At 62.5% G+C, this 21,196-nt stretch carries 15 protein-coding genes; 9 read left to right on the forward strand and 6 right to left on the reverse strand.

Features of this window, described 5'->3' with window-relative positions; translation table 11 throughout:
• Nucleotides 1–72: 72 nt before the first annotated feature.
• From Tal182_RS00090 to Tal182_RS00130, 9 genes are all read left to right on the forward strand, one after another.
• Nucleotides 73–915, forward strand: a complete 843-nt coding sequence (locus Tal182_RS00090) for a fumarylacetoacetate hydrolase family protein (protein WP_085857683.1) — start codon at nt 73–75, stop codon at nt 913–915.
• Between the two features lie 204 nt (nt 916–1,119).
• Nucleotides 1,120–2,397 carry a polyhydroxyalkanoate depolymerase gene (phaZ, locus tag Tal182_RS00095; protein WP_064800135.1) on the forward strand — a complete coding sequence of 426 codons (1,278 nt, stop codon included), beginning with the start codon at nt 1,120–1,122 and terminating at the stop codon, nt 2,395–2,397.
• A 144-nt stretch (nt 2,398–2,541) separates the two neighbouring features.
• Entirely contained in the window at nt 2,542–2,976 is a 435-nt protein-coding gene (locus Tal182_RS00100) for a DUF2852 domain-containing protein (protein WP_064800136.1), read from the forward strand.
• 211 nt (nt 2,977–3,187) lie between these two features.
• Nucleotides 3,188–3,946: a SprT family zinc-dependent metalloprotease gene (locus Tal182_RS00105; RefSeq protein ID WP_085857684.1), complete on the forward strand. Its 759-nt coding sequence runs from the start codon at nt 3,188–3,190 to the stop codon at nt 3,944–3,946.
• A 75-nt stretch (nt 3,947–4,021) separates the two neighbouring features.
• A complete protein-coding gene (locus Tal182_RS00110; RefSeq protein ID WP_064800138.1) occupies nt 4,022–4,690 on the forward strand; it encodes a phosphoribosylanthranilate isomerase in 669 nt (222 codons plus the stop codon).
• A 2-nt stretch (nt 4,691–4,692) separates the two neighbouring features.
• Nucleotides 4,693–5,913, forward strand: a complete 1,221-nt coding sequence (gene trpB / locus Tal182_RS00115) for a tryptophan synthase subunit beta (protein ID WP_064800139.1) — start codon at nt 4,693–4,695, stop codon at nt 5,911–5,913.
• A gap of 3 nt (nt 5,914–5,916) precedes the next feature.
• Entirely contained in the window at nt 5,917–6,756 is an 840-nt protein-coding gene (gene trpA, locus Tal182_RS00120; RefSeq protein ID WP_064800140.1) for a tryptophan synthase subunit alpha, read from the forward strand.
• Between the two features lie 39 nt (nt 6,757–6,795).
• A complete protein-coding gene (accD, locus tag Tal182_RS00125; RefSeq protein WP_064800141.1) occupies nt 6,796–7,701 on the forward strand; it encodes an acetyl-CoA carboxylase, carboxyltransferase subunit beta in 906 nt (301 codons plus the stop codon).
• Nucleotides 7,702–7,728: 27 nt separating this feature from the next.
• The gene (locus Tal182_RS00130) at nt 7,729–9,081 is read left to right on the forward strand and encodes a folylpolyglutamate synthase/dihydrofolate synthase family protein (protein ID WP_085857685.1); all 1,353 of its coding nucleotides are present in this window, start codon (nt 7,729–7,731) and stop codon (nt 9,079–9,081) included.
• Between the two features lie 61 nt (nt 9,082–9,142).
• Here the strand turns inward: Tal182_RS00130 and trxA are convergent, their stop codons facing one another.
• From trxA to Tal182_RS00160, 6 genes are all read right to left on the reverse strand, one after another.
• On the reverse strand, nt 9,143–9,463 hold the full coding sequence (gene trxA, locus Tal182_RS00135) for a thioredoxin (RefSeq protein WP_004672616.1): 321 nt from the start codon (nt 9,461–9,463) through the stop codon (nt 9,143–9,145).
• Between the two features lie 75 nt (nt 9,464–9,538).
• Nucleotides 9,539–13,090: a double-strand break repair helicase AddA gene (gene addA, locus Tal182_RS00140; protein ID WP_085857686.1), complete on the reverse strand. Its 3,552-nt coding sequence runs from the start codon at nt 13,088–13,090 to the stop codon at nt 9,539–9,541.
• Nucleotides 13,083–16,277, reverse strand: a complete 3,195-nt coding sequence (gene addB, locus Tal182_RS00145; protein WP_085857687.1) for a double-strand break repair protein AddB — start codon at nt 16,275–16,277, stop codon at nt 13,083–13,085. Before addB ends, addA begins: the two co-directional genes overlap by 8 nt.
• Before the next feature lie 4 nt (nt 16,278–16,281).
• Nucleotides 16,282–17,013 (reverse strand): nucleotidyltransferase family protein, encoded by a 732-nt coding sequence (locus Tal182_RS00150; RefSeq protein WP_085857688.1) that lies wholly within the window; start codon nt 17,011–17,013, stop codon nt 16,282–16,284.
• Between the two features lie 13 nt (nt 17,014–17,026).
• A complete protein-coding gene (gene tsaE / locus Tal182_RS00155) occupies nt 17,027–18,538 on the reverse strand; it encodes a tRNA (adenosine(37)-N6)-threonylcarbamoyltransferase complex ATPase subunit type 1 TsaE (RefSeq protein WP_085857689.1) in 1,512 nt (503 codons plus the stop codon).
• Nucleotides 18,535–21,120, reverse strand: a complete 2,586-nt coding sequence (locus tag Tal182_RS00160) for a PAS domain-containing sensor histidine kinase (RefSeq protein ID WP_085857690.1) — start codon at nt 21,118–21,120, stop codon at nt 18,535–18,537. The genes tsaE and Tal182_RS00160 overlap by 4 nt, the downstream gene beginning before the upstream one ends.
• Nucleotides 21,121–21,196: the final 76 nt, after the last annotated feature.

The raw sequence follows: 21,196 nt of genomic DNA on the forward strand, positions 1-21,196 counted from the left end.
AAGCCGTAATGACACCGATGAATAATTCGTTCATAGGTGGCTGCAAATTCGTTTTCGATGAGGAGGCATTCCATGAAGCTGATGCGTGTTGGCGAAGCAGGTCGTGAAAAACCGGCGCTTCTCGATGCCGATGGCAAGATCCGCGATCTCTCGGCGCATGTCGCCGATATCGGCGGCGCGGCAATCTCGCCGGCAGGCCTTGCGAGGATCGCCGCGCTCGATCCGAAGATTCTTCCGGAGCTTGCCCCCGGCCGGATCGGCGCCTGCGTCGCCGGCACCGGCAAATTCATCTGCATCGGCCTCAATTTCTCCGACCATGCCGCCGAAACCGGCGCCACCGTGCCGCCCGAACCTGTGATCTTCATGAAGGCGACTTCGGCGATCGTTGGCCCGAACGACACCGTTCTCATCCCGCGCGGCTCCGAAAAGACCGACTGGGAAGTCGAACTCGGCGTCGTCATCGGCAAGACGGCAAAATATGTCAGCGAAGCCGAGGCCCTCGACTACGTCGCCGGCTACTGCGTGTCGCATGACGTGTCCGAACGCGCCTTTCAGACGGAACGCGCCGGCCAGTGGACCAAGGGCAAGTCCTGTGACACCTTCGGCCCGATTGGCCCCTGGCTGGTCACCAAGGATGAGATCGCCGATCCGCAAAATCTCGGCATGTGGTTGAAGGTCAACGGCCAGACGATGCAGAACGGCTCGTCCAAGACCATGGTCTATGGCGTCGCCCACATCGTTTCCTATCTCAGCCAGTTCATGTCGCTGCATCCCGGCGATGTCATCTCGACGGGGACGCCGCCCGGCGTCGGCATGGGCATGAAGCCGCCGCGCTACCTCACGGATGGCGATGTCGTGGAACTCGGCATCGAAGGTCTCGGCAGCCAGAAGCAGAGCTTCGTTGCCGATCGTTAACGACGCTTCCTCAGCGGAACCTTAAGCTTTCCGTTCTATGGTGATGCCAGAGATCAACTCTCTGGCATTTCCTGTGCAGGTCTGGGACGTCCATGTTGCTGTGCAACAAAAACCTGTTAGTCTGCGTTACGTGCCAGCGTACGGAAAGAGCTCGATGTCTATCAATCGACGTCATCTTTTCGATAGAGAAAGGCAGCGCATTCTATGTTCTATCAGCTTTATGAATTGAATCATGCCGCTATGGCGCCGTTTCGCGCCGCGGCTGACATCATGCGGTTCGCCTATGCCAATCCGCTGAACCCGTTCGCCCAGACGCCGTTCGGCCGCACGATGGCGGCAAGCCTCGAAATGTTCGAGCGTACGACGCGCCGCTACGGGAAACCGGAATTCGGATTGAAGCAGACGGTGATCGGCGATCAGACGGTTTCTGTTCGCGAGGAGATCGTCTGGTCGCGGTCCTTCTGCAATCTCCTGCATTTCTCGCGCAACATTCCGCCCGGCCGCGCCAGCGATCCGCGCATCCTGATTGTTGCGCCGATGTCCGGCCACTATGCGACGTTGCTGCGCGGCACTGTCGAGGCGTTGCTGCCGAGCGCCGATGTCTACATTACCGACTGGATCGACGCCCGCATGGTGCCGATGACGGAAGGCACCTTCGATTTCGACGATTACGTCGACTATGTCATCGAGATGCTGCATTTCCTCGGTCACGACACGCATGTGATCGCCGTCTGTCAGCCCTCGGTGCCGGTGCTGGTCGCAGCCGCGGTGATGGAGGAGGCCCAGGATCCGCTGTCGCCGTCATCGATGACGCTGATGGGTGGGCCGATCGACACGCGCATTAACCCGACGGCGGTCAACAAGCTCGCCCAGGAGCGGTCGCTGCAATGGTTTTCCGACAATGTCATCATGAACGTGCCCTGGCCGCAGCCGGGCTTCATGCGGCCTGTCTATCCGGGTTTCCTGCAGCTGTCGGGCTTCATGTCTATGAACCTCGACCGGCACCTCGTCGCCCACAAGGAGTTCTTCATGCATCTCGTGAAGAACGACGGCGAGCCGGAAAAACATCGCGATTTCTATGACGAATATCTCGCCGTCATGGATCTGACCGCCGAATTCTATCTGCAGACGGTGGAACAGGTCTTCATGAAGCATTCGCTGCCGAAGGGCGAATTGATGCACCGCGGCAAGCGCGTCGATCCGGCGGCGATCCGCAAGGTCGCGCTCCTGACCGTCGAGGGCGAGAATGACGACATTTCGGGCGTCGGCCAGACCAGGGCGGCGCAGACCATCTGCGTCAACCTCCCCGAAGATATGCGCATGCACTATCTCCAGCCGGATGTCGGCCACTACGGCGTTTTCAACGGTTCGCGATTCCGCCGCGAGATCGCGCCGCGCATCGTCAATTTCGTCCGCCAGCATTCCCGCGCCGCCGTCAAACGCCCCGTGCAGCGCGTCATCAAGGGCGGACGGACAGCGTGATTCAGTAACGTCTGAATTAGCAACGCCGATTCAAGGCTTTGTCCGTTTTCGCCGGCAACCGTCTTGAAGGCGGTTCTTGCGGTTACCACATCGATTTCCAGCGTTCGGCATCTTGCCGGGCGCCGAAAGCGAGGATACCGCACGATGAACCAGTCAGCATTGCTTCGACCGGATTGGACTCCGGCTACCATTGCCCTGATGATTCTCGGCTTCATGGTTTTCTGGCCTCTGGGTCTGGCCATGCTTGCCTATATCATCTTCGGCGATCGTCTGCGCGGCTTCAAGCGCGACGTCAACCAGGCGACCGATGGTTTCTTTGCCTCCTGCCGCCGTTCGCATGGCCGTCACCGCCCGCATTTCTCGACCGGCAATGTCGCCTTCGACGACTGGCGTAAGGCCGAGCTCGACCGGATCGAGGAAGAGCGCCGCAAGCTCGACGAAATGCGCGAGGAATTCGACGAATATCTGCGTGAACTCCGCCGCGCCAAGGACCAGGAAGAGTTTGATCGCTTCATGCGTGACCGCAAGAACGCCAAGCGCGACGACAACGGCCCGGTCGCGGAGTTCCAGACGCCGTGAAGGCATAGAGCATGTCACGCAAACGTGCGCAGCGGTTTTGCGGCAACGACATGCGTAAACAAAGACCTGAAGCGCAAGGAGCGAATCTGAAAGATCGCGACGCGCTTTAGGTGATGAAATGATGACCGGCATCACGCGATGCCGGTTTTTCCATGTCTGCCTGCACCAGCAAATCGTTTAGATTCACCGGCGAATCGTATAGAAAATCCCCATGTTTCCGCTTCTGAAGACACGGCCAAAGGCGCGAAAGCCGGTTCCGCCCGAAACGCGGACGCTCGATGTCGCCGGCCGGCTCATGCCGCTGACCATCAAGCAGCACGATCAGGCAACCCGTATCACGCTTCGCATCGAGCCGGGCGGTCGGGCCCTAAAGATGACGGTGCCGAGAGGCCTTGCGGCGCGTGAGGTCAATGCTTTCCTCGATCGGCACCAGGGGTGGCTGCTCACCAAGCTTGCCAAGTTTTCGACCGATACCGGCTTACGCGACGGCGGTAAGATCCTCCTGCGCGGCGTTTCCCATCGCATCGAGCACACGGGCAGCCTACGCGGCTTGACGGAGGTAGTCTCTGTGGATGGCAGTCCTGTGCTGCGCGTCAGCGGCCTACCCGAACATGTCGGACGGCGCATCGCGGCCTTCCTCAAGAAGGAGGCCCGCGCCGATCTCGAACGGTTGGCGGCGATGCATGCGGCAACGATCCGGGCACCGATCCGCTCGATCTCGCTGAAGGATACCCGCAGCCGCTGGGGCTCCTGCTCGTCGGAGGGGAATTTGAGTTTCTCCTGGCGTATCGTCATGGCGCCGCCTTCGGTGATCGATTATCTCGCCGCTCATGAAGTCGCCCATCTCAAGGAGATGAATCACGGCCCTCGCTTCTGGGCGCTCTGCAAGAAGCTTTGCCCCGGCATGGAGGAAGCGAAATTGTGGCTGAAGCGGCACGGCAGCCAGCTGCACGCCATTGATTTCGATTAGACCCAAGCCCCGCTAAATACAGCTTTCCATGCAAATTGGCTCGACTCTTGCAGCATTTCGTGTCACTTCGCTGCCATGAAAACCGATATCAAGATCTGTGGCTTGAAGACGCCCGAAGCGATCGATCGTGCGCTGAAACGCGGCGCGACCCATATCGGTTTTATCTTCTTCGAAAAGAGCCCGCGTTACGTCGAGCCCGATGTGGCGGCAAAGCTCGCCGAACCGGCGCGCGGCAAGGCGAAGATCGTCGCCGTCGTCGTCGATCCCACCAATGACGATCTGGACGAGATCGTCTCGCTGCTGAAGCCGGATATTCTACAGCTCCACGGCAACGAGAGTCCCGAACATGTGCTGACGATCAAGGCGCTCTATGGCCTGCCTGTCATGAAAGTCTTTTCCGTGCGCACGGCCGATGATCTCAGGCGCGTCGAAGCCTATATCGGCATCGCCGACCGTTTCCTCTTCGATGCGAAAGCGCCGAAGGGTTCGGAACTGCCTGGCGGTAACGGGATTTCCTTCGACTGGAGCCTTCTCGGCTGGCTCGACGGCAGCATCGACTACATGCTGTCCGGCGGGCTGAACAAGGACAATGTCGCGGATGCGCTTGTGAAGACCAAGGCACGTGGTATCGACGTCTCCTCGGGTGTCGAAACCGAGCCCGGCGTGAAAAGCGTCGCAATGATCGATGAATTTTTCGATGCGGTCGAAAGGGCGGAGACGCCTGTGACGGCCTCAGGGAGTTGAGAGTGAACGAAACGCCTAAACCGAATTCCTTCCGTTCCGGCCCCGATGAAGATGGCCGCTTCGGCATCTATGGCGGTCGTTTCGTTGCCGAAACGCTGATGCCTTTGATTCTCGACCTGCAGGACGAGTGGAACAAGGCGAAGAACGATGCGGCCTTCCAGGCGGAACTGAAGCATCTTGGCGCGCACTATATTGGCCGGCCGAGCCCGCTTTATTTCGCCGAGCGGCTGACGGCCGAACTCGGCGGCGCGAAGATCTATTTCAAGCGCGAGGAGCTGAACCACACCGGCTCGCACAAGATCAACAACTGCATCGGCCAGATCCTGCTCGCCAAGCGCATGGGCAAGACGCGGATCATCGCCGAAACCGGTGCCGGCCAGCATGGCGTCGCCTCCGCAACCGTCGCCGCCCGCTTCGGCCTTCCCTGCGTGGTCTATATGGGCGCGACCGACGTCGAGCGGCAGGCGCCGAACGTTTTCCGCATGAAGCTGCTCGGCGCCGAAGTCAAACCGGTAACAGCCGGCAGCGGCACGCTGAAGGACGCGATGAACGAGGCGCTCCGCGACTGGGTCACCAATGTCGAGGATACCTATTACTTGATCGGCACGGCGGCCGGTCCGCATCCCTATCCGGAGATGGTCCGCGATTTCCAGTCGGTGATCGGCGCGGAAGCGAAAGAGCAGATGCTGGCTGCCGAAGGCCGCCTGCCGGATCTCGTCGTCGCTGCCGTCGGCGGCGGTTCGAATGCGATCGGCATCTTCCACCCCTTCCTGGACGATTCCTCCGTGAAGATCATCGGCGTCGAAGCCGGCGGCAAGGGCCTGCAGGGCGACGAACATTGCGCCTCGATCACCGCAGGCTCTCCGGGCGTTCTGCACGGCAACCGCACTTACCTGCTGCAGGATGGCGACGGTCAGATCAAGGAAGGCCATTCGATTTCGGCTGGTCTCGATTATCCCGGCATCGGCCCCGAACATTCCTGGCTGAGCGATATCGGCCGCGTCGACTACGTGCCGATCATGGACCACGAGGCGCTCGAGGCTTTCCAGACCCTGACCCGCCTCGAAGGCATCATCCCGGCGCTCGAGGCCGCGCACGCGATTGCCGAGGTCATCAAGCGCGCGCCGACGATGGGCAAGGACGAAATCATCCTGATGAATCTCTCCGGCCGCGGCGACAAGGATATCTTCACCGTCGGCAAGATTTTGGGAATGGGACTGTAAGACATGACCGCACGCATGGACAAACGCTTTGCCGAGCTGAAGGCCGAGGGCCGTCCGGCGCTTGTGACCTATTTCATGGGCGGCGATCCCGACTACGATACCTCTCTCGGCATCATGAAGGCACTGCCGGAAGCAGGTTCCGACATCATCGAGCTCGGCATGCCCTTTTCCGATCCGATGGCCGACGGCCCGGCGATCCAGCTGGCCGGTCAGCGGGCGCTGAAAGGCGGCCAGACGCTGAAGAAGACGCTGCAGCTGGCGGCCGACTTCCGCAAGTCCAACGACGCGACGCCGATCGTCATGATGGGCTATTACAATCCGATCTACATCTATGGCGTCGAGAAGTTCCTCGAGGATGCGCTTGCCGCCGGTATCGACGGCCTGATCGTCGTCGATCTGCCGCCGGAGATGGATGACGAACTCTGCATTCCTGCGATCCGCAAGGGCATCAACTTCATCCGTCTGGCGACGCCGACCACCGACGAAAAGCGCCTGCCCACCGTGTTGAAAAACACCTCCGGCTTCGTCTACTACGTGTCGATGAACGGAATTACCGGTTCGGCACTGCCCGATCCGTCGCTGGTTTCCGGCGCCGTCCAGCGTATCAAACAGCATACGGAGCTGCCCGTCTGTGTCGGTTTCGGCGTCAAGACGGCGGAACATGCAAAGGTCATCGGCGGTTCGGCCGACGGCGTCGTCGTCGGCACCGCCATCGTCAATCAGGTCGCAACCAGTTTGACGAAAGACGGAAAGGCGACGGCCGACACGGTTCAGGCGGTCGCAACGCTGGTGCGCGGCCTCTCATCGGGAGCACGTTCGGCGCGCCTTGTTGCTGCCGAATAGTTTGCCCACATTGGCACTAGTCAGTTAGGAGAATTCGAGTTGAACTGGATCACCAACTACGTCCGCCCGCGGATCAATTCCATGCTGGGCCGTCGCGAAGTGCCGGAGAACCTCTGGATCAAGTGCCCGGAAACGGGCGAGATGGTCTTTCATAAGGACCTGGAAGGCAATAAGTGGGTGATCCCTGCTTCCGGCTACCACATGAAGATGCCGGCCAAGGCCCGCCTTGCCGACCTTTTCGACAATGGTGAATATGAATCGCTGCCGCAGCCGAAGGTCGCCCAGGACCCGCTGAAATTCCGCGACTCGAAGAAATACAGCGATCGCCTGCGCGACAGTCGCCTGAAGACCGAACAGGAGGACACGATCCTCGCCGGCCTCGGTAAGGTGCAGGGTCTGAAACTCGTTGCCGTCGTGCACGAATTCAACTTCATCGGCGGTTCGCTCGGCATCGCCGCCGGCGAGGCGATCGTCAAGGCTTTCGAACGTGCGACGTCGGAAAAATGCCCGCTGGTGATGTTCCCGGCTTCCGGCGGTGCGCGCATGCAGGAAGGCATTCTCTCGCTGATGCAGCTGCCGCGCACGACCGTTGCCGTCGATCTGCTCAAGGAATCCGGCCAGCCCTATGTCGTCGTGCTGACCAATCCGACGACGGGCGGTGTGACGGCCTCCTACGCCATGCTCGGCGATATTCACCTGGCCGAGCCCGGCGCCGAAATCGGCTTTGCCGGCAAGCGGGTGATCGAGCAGACGCTGCGTGAAAAGCTGCCGGAAGGCTTCCAGACCTCCGAATATCTGCTGGAACATGGTATGGTCGACATGGTCGTCAAACGTCACGACATTCCGGAAACGCTGGCGCGTGTCCTGAAGATCCTGACGAAGAAGCCCGTCTCGGCAGCCAACGACGTGACTCGTGGAGCGATCGCCTTGGCGGCGAGCGCCTGATATCAGGCAAGCAGGCGGGGTGCCGAAATGATACCCAGAGGCCAAACCGCGGTGAGTGAGGCAGCGCAAGAGATCGAAAAACTCATGGGATTGCATCCCAAGGGCTTCGACCTGTCTCTCGATCGCATCACCCGTCTCCTCGACCGACTCGGCAATCCGCATCTGAGATTGCCGCCGGTGATCCATGTCGCCGGCACCAACGGCAAGGGATCGGTCACCGCCTTTTGCCGGGCTCTGCTGGAAGCAGGCGGCTACAGCGCCCACGTCCACACCTCGCCGCATCTCGTCAATTGGCACGAGCGTTATCGTATCGGTGTGGCGGGCGGACGCGGGCAGCTTGTCGATGACGCCGTCTTCGCCGAGGCTCTCCGCCGCGTGGCCGATGCCAATGCCGGGCAGCATATCACCGTCTTCGAAATCCTGACGGCGGTCACCTTCATTCTGTTTTCCGAACACCCGGCCGATGCCGCGATCATAGAAGTCGGTCTCGGCGGCCGTTTCGACGCCACCAATGTCATTTCCGATCCGGCTGTGTCCGTCATCATGCCGATCTCGCTGGATCACCAGCCCTATCTCGGCGACAGGGTGGAACTGATCGCGGCTGAAAAGGCGGGCATCATGAAGCCCGGACGGCCCGTTGTCATCGGCCATCAGGAATATGATGCGGCGCTCGACGTGTTGATGTCGACAGCCGAGCGGCTGCATTGCCCAAGCGCGGTTTTCGGCCAGGATTTCATGGCCCATGAGGAATATGGGCGGCTTGTCTATCAGGACGAATACGGGCTTGCCGACCTGCCGCTGCCGCGTCTTCCCGGTCGCCATCAATACGCCAATGCCGCCGCCGCCATCCGCGCCGTCAAGGCCGCCGGTTTCACCGTCACCGAGACGATGATGGAAAAGGCGATGAATTGCGTGGAGTGGCCGGGCCGGCTGCAGCGCCTGAGCGAAGGTCGGCTGCTGTCGCATGCCCCGCTCGGCGCCGAGATCTGGGTCGATGGCGGGCATAATCCCGGCGCCGGCGAAGTGATCGCCGAAGCCATGGCCAATTTCGAGGAGCGCCAGCCGCGGCCGCTTTTCCTGATAATCGGCATGATCAACACCAAGGACCCGATCGGTTATTTCAAGGCCTTTACAGGCCTGGTCGAGAAGGTGTTCTGCGTACCGATCCGCGGCAGCGACGCGATGATCGACCCGGTGATATTGTCGAATGCCGCCTATGATGCCGGTTTGACCGCCGAACCGATGTCGACGGTCGGGGAGGCGCTGGAAGCGATAAGGGCGGCCCTCGACCCGGCGGCGCTGCCGCCCCGCATCCTTGTCGGCGGCTCTCTCTATCTCGTCGGCGATGTGCTTGCCGACAATGGCACGCCCCCGAAATAAGCAGACGAAAAAAGCCCGGTCAAAGCCGGGCTTTTTCATGCGATATGAAGGACGATATCGATCAGGCGGCGTTCGAAATCCAGTTCGAAAGAGCTGTCTTCGGCTTGGCGCCGACCGAAATATCGGCCACTTCGCCACCCTTGAAGATCGCGAGCGTCGGAATGGAGCGCACGCCGAACTGGGCGGCGAGTTCCGGGTTTTCATCGATGTTGAGCTTGGCGACCTTGACCTTGCCTTCCATTTCGACGGAAATCTCCTCGAGGCTCGGAGCGATCATCTTGCAGGGACCGCACCATTCGGCCCAGAAATCGACGACGACGGGTTCTGCGGATTCCAGAACTTCCGACTGGAAGTTATTGATATCGACTTTCACGGTAGCCATAGGCTGCTCCTTTGACCGAAGAAGATGTTGAACCACATGTGATGGTGCGGCGCTAAATTTTCAATGTCGGGTATTTCACTTTGTCTTGAGTCCTGCAAGCGCCAAACCGAGCGCCTTTTCGCTCAGCGTATAGAGCGACGCATTCTCGGTATAGACGAGCATGCAGTCGATGCGTTTGCCGGGATAGAGCGGCGCCAGGATCTCACGATAGATCGCGAGCTGAGCCTTATGTGCGAAAGGGATCGCCTCCTCGGTCGAAGGCGGCACCCGATTGGTCTTGTAGTCGAGAATGACGACGCAATCGGCAAGCACGGCCAGCCGGTCGATACGGCCGGAGACCGCATAGCGCCTGTCTTCGAGCGTCAATGTTCCCATGATCGAAACTTCCGGCCGGGCCTCTGCCCCGAGAACCGGCTGCAGACCCTCTTCGTCCATTAATTTCAGAACCGAATCGACGAGCCGGCGGCGTTCCGCTTCTGGCCAGAACCGCGCCGCCCGCTCGGCATAGCGGCTCGCGGCATCCGGCCGTTCGACCGGTGGAATGTCGGGAAGCGCCTGCAGCATGCGATGGATCAGCCTGCCCTTTTCCAGCGAACGATCGCTGCGCTCTTTCTCGCCGAACAGCGGCGAAGCGACAAACAAGCCGCCTTCGTCTTCGTCGACGATCATCCCGGCGCCGGATGGGCTGAGGGGGCGGGGCAGCTCAGCCTGCGGCGGCAATGGCCGCAACAGGCCTTCCGGCAACGCCTCCTGGCTGTCGCGCGCCTCGTTGCGGTCGATGCGCTCGAAGCGCCGCTCCACCCGCGGCACGCGCCATCGGATGCCCGGCCATTCCCCGTCTGGGCCGGAGAAGGTGGCCGCCTCCACATGCGGATGGCCTTCGCTCAGCGCGGCTGAGATCATCATATGCCAGGTATCGTTATTGACACGAACGCCACGATAGCCGCAAACAACAAGCCGGTCTGCAGCCCGCGTCATGGCGACATAAAGCAGCCGGCGATACTCCTCTTCCGCCAGCGTCTGAATCCGCGCTGCATCGTTTTGCGTCAGCGAATTGGCGAGGTCGGAGACGGGAACCCAGGCAGGCAGCGGCGGCTCGTCGGCGTCGGTTTCGATCAGGCGAAGCTTCGGCAGATGCGTATGCGTGAAGGGCTTGGAGCCGCCGTCGACGAGGAAGACGATTGGTGCTTCAAGACCCTTGGAGGCATGCACGGTCATGATCCTGACTTCGTTTCGCCCCTTGTCCTGCTCGCGCTTCACCTCCGGCGCTTCGAGCTCCAGCGTTGAGATGAAGGATTGCAGCCCGGGAAGGCCGGAACTCTCGTGGTCGAGGGTAAAGGTCAGGAACTCGTCGAGAATATCGCTGACCTCGGTGCCGAGACGGGCAAGGAATTGCCGCCGCCCGCCATGGCTGCCCAGCACGCGCGCATAGAAATCGTGGACCGACAGATGCCTCGACTGCCGAAGAAACAGCTCCAGCCTTTCGACGGCAGCACGGAAACGCTCGGGGCCGTCTGCCGCAAACCTCTTGAGATGGCTCCAGACGCTCTCGTTGTCGTCCCGCAGGCCGGCGATTGCAAAGATATCGTCCTCGGAAAGATCGAAAAGCGGGCTTTTGAGCACGGCAGCGAGCGAAAGATCGTCCTCCGGCAGAAGCAGGAAACGACCGAGCGCCAGCAGATCCTGCACGGCGATATGGCTGGTCAGCGTCAGTCGGTCGGCGCCGGCGACGGGAATGTCGCCGCGGCGCTTCAAGGCGCGGGTCAACGCATTGACGAAGGCATCGCGCTTGCGCACCAGGACAAGAATGTCACCGGCTTCGATCAGCCGCTCCTTGCCTTTGTCGATGATCGTTTCACGGCCGACGAGCGTGCCGATCGAATGAGCGATCCGCCGCGCGAGGATTGCGGCCGGTGCGCTTTCCGGCGTCGCGTCGAAGGGCGCCGTCCAATCCTCTTCCTTTACCACCGCCTCAGGCGCGATCATCTCCCAGAGGTCGACGGCGCCGGGATGGCCGATGCGGCTGGACCGATGCACGACCGGTTCGCCGACGGCGCTGAGGCCGCGCGCATTGTCGGATGTCCTGAAAATCTCGTCGACGGCCTCGAGCACGTCGGCCGTTGAGCGGAAGGAGAGCGGCAACCGCACGGAAGAAAAGCTCTGCCCGCTGTCGGAGACCCGCCGCCGCGTCCGGTCGCTCTCTTCGGAAAAACGCTCGGGCCGCGCTCCTTGAAAGGAGTAGATCGACTGTTTCTCGTCGCCGACGGCAAAGAGCGTGCGCACGACCGGCCGGGCGCTCTCGCCGGAAAAGAAGTCCTCGGCGAGCGACTGGATGACGCTCCATTGGATCGGACTGGTATCCTGCGCCTCGTCGACGAGGATATGATCGATACCCCGGTCGAGCTTGTAATGGATCCAGGGACCGACGCCACTCCTGGTCAGCAGGTCGGCGGTGCGGGTGATCAGGTCCTCGAAATCCAGTTGGCTGCGCTGCTTCTTCAGCTCCTCGTAATCGTGATTCAGCCGACCGGCGAGCACCAGCGCGGCCTGCGTGGCGCCGAACATTCGCATCAGTTTCAACCGATCACGGCTTGCCGCGACATGCGCACGGGCGGCGGCGATGGCGCCCGTCAATTGCGGCGCCTCCGCAAGCATGGCCTTGACCAGGAACTGCGAGTCCGATTTCGGCTCGCCTTTTGCCGTCAGGAAGATCTTCTCCAGCATTTCGGCGCGCCTGGCATCGTCCCGCTCCCGGCCGGCAAGCCTGAGGCCATAGGCAACCTCCTGCGCCTTGGCGCCGCCCTTGTGGTCGGCAAGCGACAGATAAAGCTCCAGCATGCCGCCCGAAAGCTCCGGCAACGGCCAATATTGCGCCGCGATCCGGCTTTCCGTATCGCCCACGGCAAGGCCGAGACTGTCGCGCAGAACCGCCTCCACGCCGCCCCGTCGTTCGGCAGCCGCCGTGAAGCGGCGAATCGCGTTGCGGTTGGCGACGATGTCGGCGAGCAGGTTCTCCAGCCCGGATTCATCGCCGAGATTGAGCACATAGGCGAAAGCCTGGGCAAGGGTGCTGCCCTCTTCCGGCGCCGTTGCCGTCAGCAGCGCCCGGCGCGCATCGGAAAGCAGTGCCGCCGCCGCGCGATCGTCGAGGACCGAGAAATGCCCGGCAACATTGGCCTCCAGCGGGAATTGGTGCAGCAGCGCTTCGCAAAAGGCATGGATCGTCTGGATCTTCAATCCGCCCGGCGTTTCCAGCGCCTTCGCAAACAGCCGCCGCGCCTCGGCAAGCTTCAGCGCATCTGGCGCCGTACCCTCGATCTGCATGATCCGCCGACTGAGATCTTCGTCGTCGAGCACCACCCAGTCCGCCAGCCGTTCGAAGACGCGGTTCGACATTTCGGAGGCCGCGGCCTTGGTATAGGTCAGGCAGAGAATGGCGGAAGGCCGTGCGCCGGCAAGCAGCAGACGAATGACACGCTGGGTCAGGACATGCGTCTTGCCGGAACCGGCATTGGCCGAGACCCAGGCCGAGCGCTCGGGATCGGAGGCGATTGCCTGTTGAATCGTCGTCCAGCCGATCCAGGCGCCGGGATCGTCGTCATTCGGAAGAGCGGTCTGGTCACTCATCGCCGCCGCCTTCCTCGGTCTCGGCCGTCGACCATTCGGAGACGCGGGCGAGATGATCGAAATCGCCGCCGAAATCAAACTGCTGCGCCGGAATGAGCCGCGAGGTAAAGCCCTTTTCGCCGGACTGGAGCAAACTGACGAACTTGAGCAGCTGGTCGATCGAGTCCGCGGCGAGGTCCATCGCTGATTTTGCTTTGTCGCTGCGGGCCGAGTTCTCATTGTTCACCGTATCGACCTGGAACCGACGGCCCGGACGCAGGCGGACATAGAGCAGATCCTGCGGGATGAGACTGCCGGCATCGCGGAAGGCGCCGGCGTTCAGAGCCGCCGCTTCCAGCGCGAGCTGCGGATCGAGAAGCGCGCGCGCCTGTGCCGGTGAGGGGTTGTAGCCGGTCTTGTAATCGATGATATCGGCCGCCCCCGGTCCTGTAATATCGATCCGGTCCGCAACGCCGTTCAGTCGGATATTGATCGCCTCCAGCTCCACGCCGCCGCGCACTTCCGTCAGCGTCCTGCGGATGGCGGGGCGTCGTCCGGCCTCCCATTCGAGGAAGGCACGGGCTACCTCGCGAAAGCGCGGCCGCCAGACAGCATCGATATGCGGCGGCAGCTTCTCCATGTCGAAAAGCTCGGCAACGATCCCCTCCATCGCCGCTGCCGCCTCCGGCGTGCCGGCCACATGCGCCTCGCGGATGAACCGGTCGATGATCGTGTGATAGAGCGTTCCGCGTTCTGCCGCTCCCGGATCGCGGTTGAACGCGTCGACCGGATCGAGCCGCAGGATGCGACGGGCATAGATGGCGTAGGGATCGCGGCGCAGCCGTCCGACCTCGCTGAAGGAATAGGATTTCGGCTGCAGCGCCAGCGGCGGTTTCGGCGAGGGCCGCTGCGCCGGTGCCTGGTCCTCTCCCCGATCGATGAGACCGGCCCATTGCAGATACCGGTTGCCGCGCTCTCTCAATGCCGCCTCAAATGCCTCTCCGCCGAGCGCCAGCAGCCGCTGCAGCCAGCGTGAGGCGACTGTCGGCGTCGAACCTTGGCGCAGCGCTCTCGAATAGATCAGGTGGCGAGTGCCGTTCGCCATCTCGAAATCATGCGCCAGCTGGCCGATGCGCCGCTCCGGCGGTTCGAGCCCGATCTCCGTCTTCATCATGCGCGGAATGAAGGGATTGTTGGCGCTCTGCCCTGGCCAGGAGCCTTCGTTCAATCCGCCGAGGATCAGCGTGTCGACGCTCTGCAGGCGGGCTTCCAGCGTGCCGAAGATGAAGAGGCGGGGATGGCTGAGGGCCCGTGGCTTCACCGCATGGCCGGCGGCGAGCGCGGCCATGATGTCGATCCATTGCGGCCCGTCGGCCTCCATCTGGCCGTCCGTGTCGATCACTTCGCCAAGAAGCGAGGCAAGGGCGTCGCCTGCCTCGTGCGACCAGAGATCGGCAAGATTGCCGTGCGGATCTGCCGCGACCGCCTCCAGCGAACGGCCGGTCCGCTCCGCCCATTCGGACAGCGTGAAACGCGCCGTCTTGCCGCGCTCTTCCGGCCGGTGCCGGACCAGCGCGGAGGCAAGCGGCTCGGTTGCGCGGGTGACCCGGCGGGCAAGTTCGGATGCGGCATTGGCCGCCTCGGCTGGCAGCGCCTTGCGCCATTGCGGCGCGTGTCGGTCCAGGGCCTGTTCGCCGAGCTGGTGGGTCAGGAGCGATTCGAGCGCGTTGATATCCACCTCCGCCACGCCGCCGCGCAGCGCCAGCAGCTCGAGCGCTTCGGTTGCAGAAATCAGGGCATCGCGCTCGAGGCCGAAGCGCGCCAGCGGATGTTTGAGCAGCGACACGATCGCCACCGGATCGCCCGGCCGCAGCGCCGCCTCCAGCAGCAGTTGCAGCAGGGTGCCCTGCGGCGTCGCCGAAAGCGGGGTGCCGGCCGAATCGTCGGCGAGAATCCCGAAGCGGGAAAGTTCCGCCATCACCCGACGGGCGAGATTGCGGTCCGGCGTGACCAGCGCTGCCCGGCTCTCGCCGTCCCGTCCCGGCCTTTCCAACGCCAGCCTGAGGGCGATGGCAATCGCGGTTGCTTCCTCGCGCTCATTGGCGGCTTCGATCAGCGAAACATCGGCAAAGGCTGAATCCAGCGCTCCCTCGGGCAGCGCGCTCTTCCAGGCTCCCCAGTCGCTGGTCGCCTCTGCCGGCGCGAGCGCGCGCGACAGGACTTCGGCGCGCCGGTCGAGATCGGCCTCCGGCCTGTCAAGCAGACTGATGTCGGCCCGTGTCAGCCTCAGCCTCTTCAGCAGCGAGGACAGGCCATATTGCGGATGGCTCCGGCTGGCCGGGTTGGCATGCTGGCCCGGCGCCGGCTCCGGCGCCACCATTTGCCAATGCCTCTCGGGCATGGAGAGATCGAGGCCGGGAAGGACGATCACGCCTTCAGGCAGATTGGCAACGGCGGCGATGAGATCGGCCGTGGCAGGAACCGAACCCGTCGAACCGGCGATGATAATCGGCCCGGCCGGCTTCGCCGCCGAAATCCTGGCTGCTTCGGCCCGCAGAATGGCGTTTCTGTGCCGGGCCGGCGAGGACTTGCCAAGCTCGGAAAGCCGCTCCGGCCAAAAGGCGCTGGCGATCTGCAGGAACTCCGCCGTCAGCTGCCACCAGGCGGCGTAGTCGCCGGTGTCGAGTTTCGACAGTTCCGACCAGTCAAGATCCTCGGTTTCGATGGAATCGATCAGCTCCGCGAGGTTGCGGGCGAGCCAGATCGCATCCGCCGGGCTTGCCGGCGCAACGAGCGGCGAGTCGGAATGGATGTGACGGACGATCTCCGGCAGTTTGTTTCGCCAGGCAAGGATCAGCCGCGCCAGTTCCAGGAGCCGGGCGGTATTCGACAGCGGCTGGGCGAGATCGATCGTCGCCGGCAACGCCTCTTCGAAATATCCGCTGTCGTCATCAGTTTCGCCGAGAGGACGGATTACCGGCAGGATCGCCGAGCGGCCGCCGAGCAGGTCGACGAATTCCGAGCGCAGCACGCGCACGGCGCGGCGGGTCGGCAGGTAGATCGTCACCCTGGCGAGCGACAGCGGATCATCGGGCTCATGCCGAAAGAGGGGCGTCAGGCGGCCGTCGCAAAGCGTCGTCGCCAGCGTTTTCAGGAAGGGCAGGCCCGCCGGGATCGTCAGGATGCGTGGCTGGTGCCGGTCCGCCATGAGCTCACGCGAACGCCCGCAGTCGGCGGATCGCTTCCTCCGCTTCGCCGATCGCCTCTGGCGTTCCTACAGTCAGCCAATGGCCTTCGAGCATAATGCCGAACAGCCGTCGGCGCGCGATCGCCTTGTCGAAATAGATATTGAGGTTGAAAGCATCCTTCGGCGCATCATCAAGCAGCGCCGGGCTCATGGCGATCGCCCCGGCATAGACGACGGGATTGGACGGATCGTCGCGATACCGCGTCAGCCGGCCATCTGCACCGAGGCTGAAATCGTTCTTGCCGTTGTGACCCGTCGTATCCTCAATCCTGACGCAAAGCAGCGCCATGTCCATGTGCTCTGCATCGAAGAATCCGGCTAAGCGTTGCAGATTCGTCGGCCGTCCCGGCTGTTCGCCGATCCAGAAGAGATCGGCATTCATGACGAAGATGTCGTCACGGTCCAGCAGCGTCAGGCCCTTCGCGAGCCCTCCACCGGAATTCATCAGCCCGTCCCGCTCGTCTGATACGACGATGTCGAGGCCGCGATATTTGCCGAGATGGTCGAGCATCTGGTCGGCATGATGGTGAACGTTGACGACGGCCCGCTCGACGCCAGCCGAAACCAGCGCGTCCAGCGCATAATCGATCATCGGCTTGCCGTCGATCTTCACCAGCGGCTTCGGAATCGTATCGGTGATCGGGCGCATGCGGGTCCCGAGACCCGCGGCCAGTACCATGGCTTGTCTGATGGTCATCTTGATCCGGAACTTATGATTCGCTCTGGCCTATTCCAGCCCTTGCGCACCAATCGCGCAAGGGGGCAAGCGCCTCATGCTCGAGCGCGACCTGGAGATAGGCGAGTGTGCGCGGCATATGTCTGAGGTAGCCGGGCTTGCCGTCCCGCTGGAGCAGCCGCACCCAGAGACCGGCAAGCTTGCAATTGCGCTGCGCCGACATGATCGCCCAGGCTTTCAGGAATCCGGCTTCGTCGAAGCCGCCCTGCGCGCGGCGAAGCGCCAGATAATCGTCCATCAGCTGCCGGAAAAGCGGCGGTTCGATCGTGACGCGGGCGTCCTGGACGATCGAGGCAAGGTCATAGGCCGTGGGGCCGATCATGGCGTCCTGGAAGTCGATGAGACCGATTTTTTTGATGCCGCTTTCCTGTTCGCGCCAGATGATGTTTGGCGAATGGAAGTCGCGCAGCAGCAGGTTGGTTTCAGCCGATCGCAACTCGTCGATCAGATGGTCCCAGATCGCAAGATATTCCACGCGTTTGGCATCCGCGGGTGCCGTGCCGCGCTTCCAGGCGATATGCCAGTCGAGCATGAGCTGCACTTCCATTTTCATCGCCGTGCGGTCGAAGTCCGGAATGTGATGCGTATGCGTTGTCGAAACCGGGATATCCTGCGGAATCTGCATGGAATGAAGATGGGCAAGGCAGGCAACGCTTTGCCGGTAACGATCGGCGATCGGCCGTCCGTCGTCATCGAGCACGCCTTCGGTGCCAAGATCTTCGATCAGCAAAATGCCTTGCTCATAATCGACCTTATAAATCTCCGGCGTCGCAAAACCGCGCTCACGCAAGGCATCGGCAATGGCGACGAAGGGATAGGCGTTCTGTGCGAGATGCGCGACCTTGGGATAGGACTTGCCGTCATGGACCGGCGGTCCCTCGGGATGCGGGCGCCAATCCATCAGTATTTTTCGCGGGGCGGCGTCCGGATAAATCGCCTCATAGGCGCGCAGCGAGGCATCGCCGGTCAGGAAGCGGCGTTTGACATCGGGATAGCCGGCTTCGTCGAGGAAAGCGCGGATCGCCAGGACCCTTCGGATGCGCGAGGCCTGCGGGTCCAAGGCCTTGATCGTTGCCCGGCGGCCGCTGCCCTCATGTTCCAAGCCCAGTGCTATACGCTCGGCGGGCAGTTCGCCCTCTGCCATCCCGGGCCATTCGACGAGGCAGATGCCGTTCTCCAGGGCTTCGTCGAAGCCGAGTTCCGTCAGTTCGGCCGGATCGCCGAGCCGGTAGAGATCGAAATGCGAAATGGGAATGCGCAGATCGTAGGATTGCACCAGCGTGAAGGTTGGGCTCGGGACTTCGAGCCCCTCGTCGTCGGCCATGGCGCGCAGGATCGCACGGGCAAGCGAAGATTTGCCCGCACCGAGATCGCCGGAAAGAGCAAGGCAATCGCCGGCTTTCAGGGCGAGCGCCAGATCGTCGCCGAAGCGGATGGTCGCCGCTTCGTCCTTCAGAAAAACCGAGATCGTATCGCCGGTCGTCATTCGGCGGCGGCGGAATGCGGGATGTCGACCGAAGGAATGCGGCAGACCACGGTCGTGCCCTTGCCCGGCTCGCTATCGATCGTCACGTCGCCGTGATGCAGGCTGACGAAGCTGTCGACGATCGATAAGCCGAGGCCGGCGCCGCCGCGTTTGCCGCTTTTTGCCCCCGTCGCGAACCGGTCGAAGACGGTCGCGATCATGTCGGGTGAAATCCCGGGGCCGCGATCACTGACGGCGAACACGAAATCCGAGCCTTCGCGATGGCATTCGAGCGCGATCGAGGTGCCCTCGGGCGAGAAATTCGCCGCATTGGCAAGCAGCTTCAGCAGGATCTGCTTCAACCGCTGCGGATCGGCGATGATCGAGCCGAGATAGGCAGGCGCGGTGATTTCGAGCGCGACGCCGCTTTCGTGCAGCCGGTCGGCGATCTGCATCGAGACGTCGTCGAGCAGGTCGTTGAGATCAATCTCGGCATAGTTGAGCCGCATAATGCCGGCATCGACGGTCGCAAGATCGAGGATATCGTTGACGAGCGTCAGTAGAACCGAGGACGAGGTCGAAATGTGGTCGATATATTCGGCCTGCCGGTCATTCAGCGGCCCAACGCCCTGCGTGCGCAGCAGATCGGTAAAGCCGATGATATTGGTCAGCGGTGAGCGAAGTTCATAGGAAACATGCTGAACGAAGTCGTTTTTCAATTCGTCGGCTTTGCGCAACGCCTCGTTCTTCTCGGTCAACGCCCGCTCGGCCCGCACGCTGTCGGTCATATTGACGAAGGTCAGCATGGTCTGCGCGTTCGGCAGCGGGATGACGGCGTAATCGAGCACGAGGCCGGAGAAGAGTTCCAGCGTCCCCTGGCTCGAGCGGCGCTCGTCATCGAAGCTGGTGATCAGTTCCGCGAAGGTCTTCCAGCCGTCCGGCCGGTCATAGGACGGTGCGCAGGCCTCGCCCAAGGCGCGGATATGAGTGCCGGGCTTGGCTTCGATTTCGGTAATGCCCCAGAGCGCCCGGAAGGCCGGATTCGACAGGCGGATGCGGCCATCAGGCCCGAATACCGCCACCCCTTCGGAAAGATGATCGATCGTTTCGCCCTGCACCTTGACCAGCGTGTTGTAGCGCGTTTCGAGATCGACCTGTTCGGTCAGATTTTCGAAAACCCAGGTCGCGCCGCCCTGCGGGTGGGCGGTGGCAAAGACGCGCAGCGTCTGGCCGTTGGGCAGGTGCCAGAGATCCGATTGCGTGTCGAGCGCGCGATAGACGGAAAGGGCCGCTTCCTTCCAGCTTTTCCAGTTGAGCTGGTCCGGCAGCTTCTTGGCCGCCCGCAGCCGCTCGAGCAGTTCGCTATTGTCGGGCCGGCTTTCAAGGAAGGCGATATCCAGTTCCCACAGGGCGACGAAGGCCTGGTTGTAGAATTGCAGCCGGCGCTCGCCGTCGAAGATGGCGACGGGTGTGGCGAGATGGTCGAGCGTTTCGGCATGGCTCTTCAGCGTCCGTTCCAGCTCGGCGCGGACCGCTTCGATGTCGGACACATCGATTGCAATTCCGGCCGAACCGCCGGGAACCTTGACGTCGACGACGTCGAAGAATGTCCGATTGCCGCGCACGACCGTCGAGATCGTGTCATGGAAAGGCGATTCCGGCGTCGTCACCGCGCGAATGCGTTCGCGCGCCACGGTCGTCAGCATCTCGCGGCCTTCGTTGATCGCCTGCTGCGGCGAGCGTGCCTCGACCGCGTCGCCATAAGCCTGGTTGACCCAGGTGAGGCGGCCCGCCGGGTCGCGCTGCCAGGCCGGCATGTCGATCGCGTCGAGCATGGTCTGGAAGGCCGAGATCGAGGTCATCAGCCGGTCGCGCTCGATCCTGAGTTCGGCAAGCTCGGCGCGCAGATTGTTGAGCGCCACGAAGCGGACAAAGGCGCGTCCGCCGGAAACCCGGCCCTGCGCCTCGAGGATTTCATCGCGGATGGTTTCGACCACCATATCGAAGCTCTGCGCGCCGTCGCGCAGCCGGTCGATCGCCTTTTCCAGATCGGCGGCCGAATGCGATTTCAGCCAGAGGCCGAAGGCCAGGAATTCGCCGTCCTGCGGTGCGCCGGTTTCGGGCGGAAGCTGGCCGAGAAGCTCGGGGCGCGCATTGCCGTCCCAGATGACGATGCGCCGGTTCTTGTCGGCGATCAGCGCCTGATATTGCGAAATGCGCTGCTGGGCATCGGAGAGCGCCGAGCGGATTTCCCGGCTCTCGTTTTCCAGATTGCCGCGCTGGCGCACGAGCCAGAGCGTGGAAAGCAGGGCCGCCGAGATGACGCCGATGACGACGGAAACGCCGACGACCTGCGAGGAGGTGAAGAGATGAGCCGATGCGGCCGCCTGCTGCTCGCCCTGTGCCAGAACCGGCCGCGCCAGGGCGGCTAGCGCCGTGCCGGCCGCGCAGGTTTTCAGGAAGCGCGCCAATGATCCATGCTCTTGCTTTGCGGCTTTGCGCGCCGTTGCAGATTTATAGTCTTGGCCTGCCGAGAGCGGGCGGCGACCGGCGCGAGCGCCGTCATCCGCCTGACCGGGCAGGCTGTTTTTCATTTCCGACATCCGCGGTATGTCTCCGTCCTTCAATGTGCCGCATTACGACAAGACATCCCATTTTCGGAGCGGTCGGACGGGGTCC

Origin of the sequence: Rhizobium sp. TAL182, assembly GCF_002117725.1 — a bacterium.
GTDB lineage: Bacteria > Pseudomonadota > Alphaproteobacteria > Rhizobiales > Rhizobiaceae > Rhizobium > Rhizobium esperanzae.

What these genes read in the sequence shown, in the direction of transcription:
- Tal182_RS00090 (WP_085857683.1), top strand. Translation starts at nt 73, where the DNA reads ATGAAGCTGATGCGTGTTGGCGAAGCAGGTCGTGAAAAACCGGCGCTT.
- phaZ (WP_064800135.1), top strand. Translation starts at nt 1,120, where the DNA reads ATGTTCTATCAGCTTTATGAATTGAATCATGCCGCTATGGCGCCGTTT.
- Tal182_RS00100 (WP_064800136.1), top strand. Translation starts at nt 2,542, where the DNA reads ATGAACCAGTCAGCATTGCTTCGACCGGATTGGACTCCGGCTACCATT.
- Tal182_RS00105 (WP_085857684.1), top strand. Translation starts at nt 3,188, where the DNA reads ATGTTTCCGCTTCTGAAGACACGGCCAAAGGCGCGAAAGCCGGTTCCG.
- Tal182_RS00110 (WP_064800138.1), top strand. Translation starts at nt 4,022, where the DNA reads ATGAAAACCGATATCAAGATCTGTGGCTTGAAGACGCCCGAAGCGATC.
- trpA (WP_064800140.1), top strand. Translation starts at nt 5,917, where the DNA reads ATGACCGCACGCATGGACAAACGCTTTGCCGAGCTGAAGGCCGAGGGC.
- Tal182_RS00130 (WP_085857685.1), top strand. Translation starts at nt 7,729, where the DNA reads ATGATACCCAGAGGCCAAACCGCGGTGAGTGAGGCAGCGCAAGAGATC.
- trxA (WP_004672616.1), bottom strand. Translation starts at nt 9,463, where the DNA reads ATGGCTACCGTGAAAGTCGATATCAATAACTTCCAGTCGGAAGTTCTG.
- addA (WP_085857686.1), bottom strand. Translation starts at nt 13,090, where the DNA reads ATGAGTGACCAGACCGCTCTTCCGAATGACGACGATCCCGGCGCCTGG.
- addB (WP_085857687.1), bottom strand. Translation starts at nt 16,277, where the DNA reads ATGGCGGACCGGCACCAGCCACGCATCCTGACGATCCCGGCGGGCCTG.
- Tal182_RS00150 (WP_085857688.1), bottom strand. Translation starts at nt 17,013, where the DNA reads ATGACCATCAGACAAGCCATGGTACTGGCCGCGGGTCTCGGGACCCGC.
- tsaE (WP_085857689.1), bottom strand. Translation starts at nt 18,538, where the DNA reads ATGACGACCGGCGATACGATCTCGGTTTTTCTGAAGGACGAAGCGGCG.
- Tal182_RS00160 (WP_085857690.1), bottom strand. Translation starts at nt 21,120, where the DNA reads ATGTCGGAAATGAAAAACAGCCTGCCCGGTCAGGCGGATGACGGCGCT.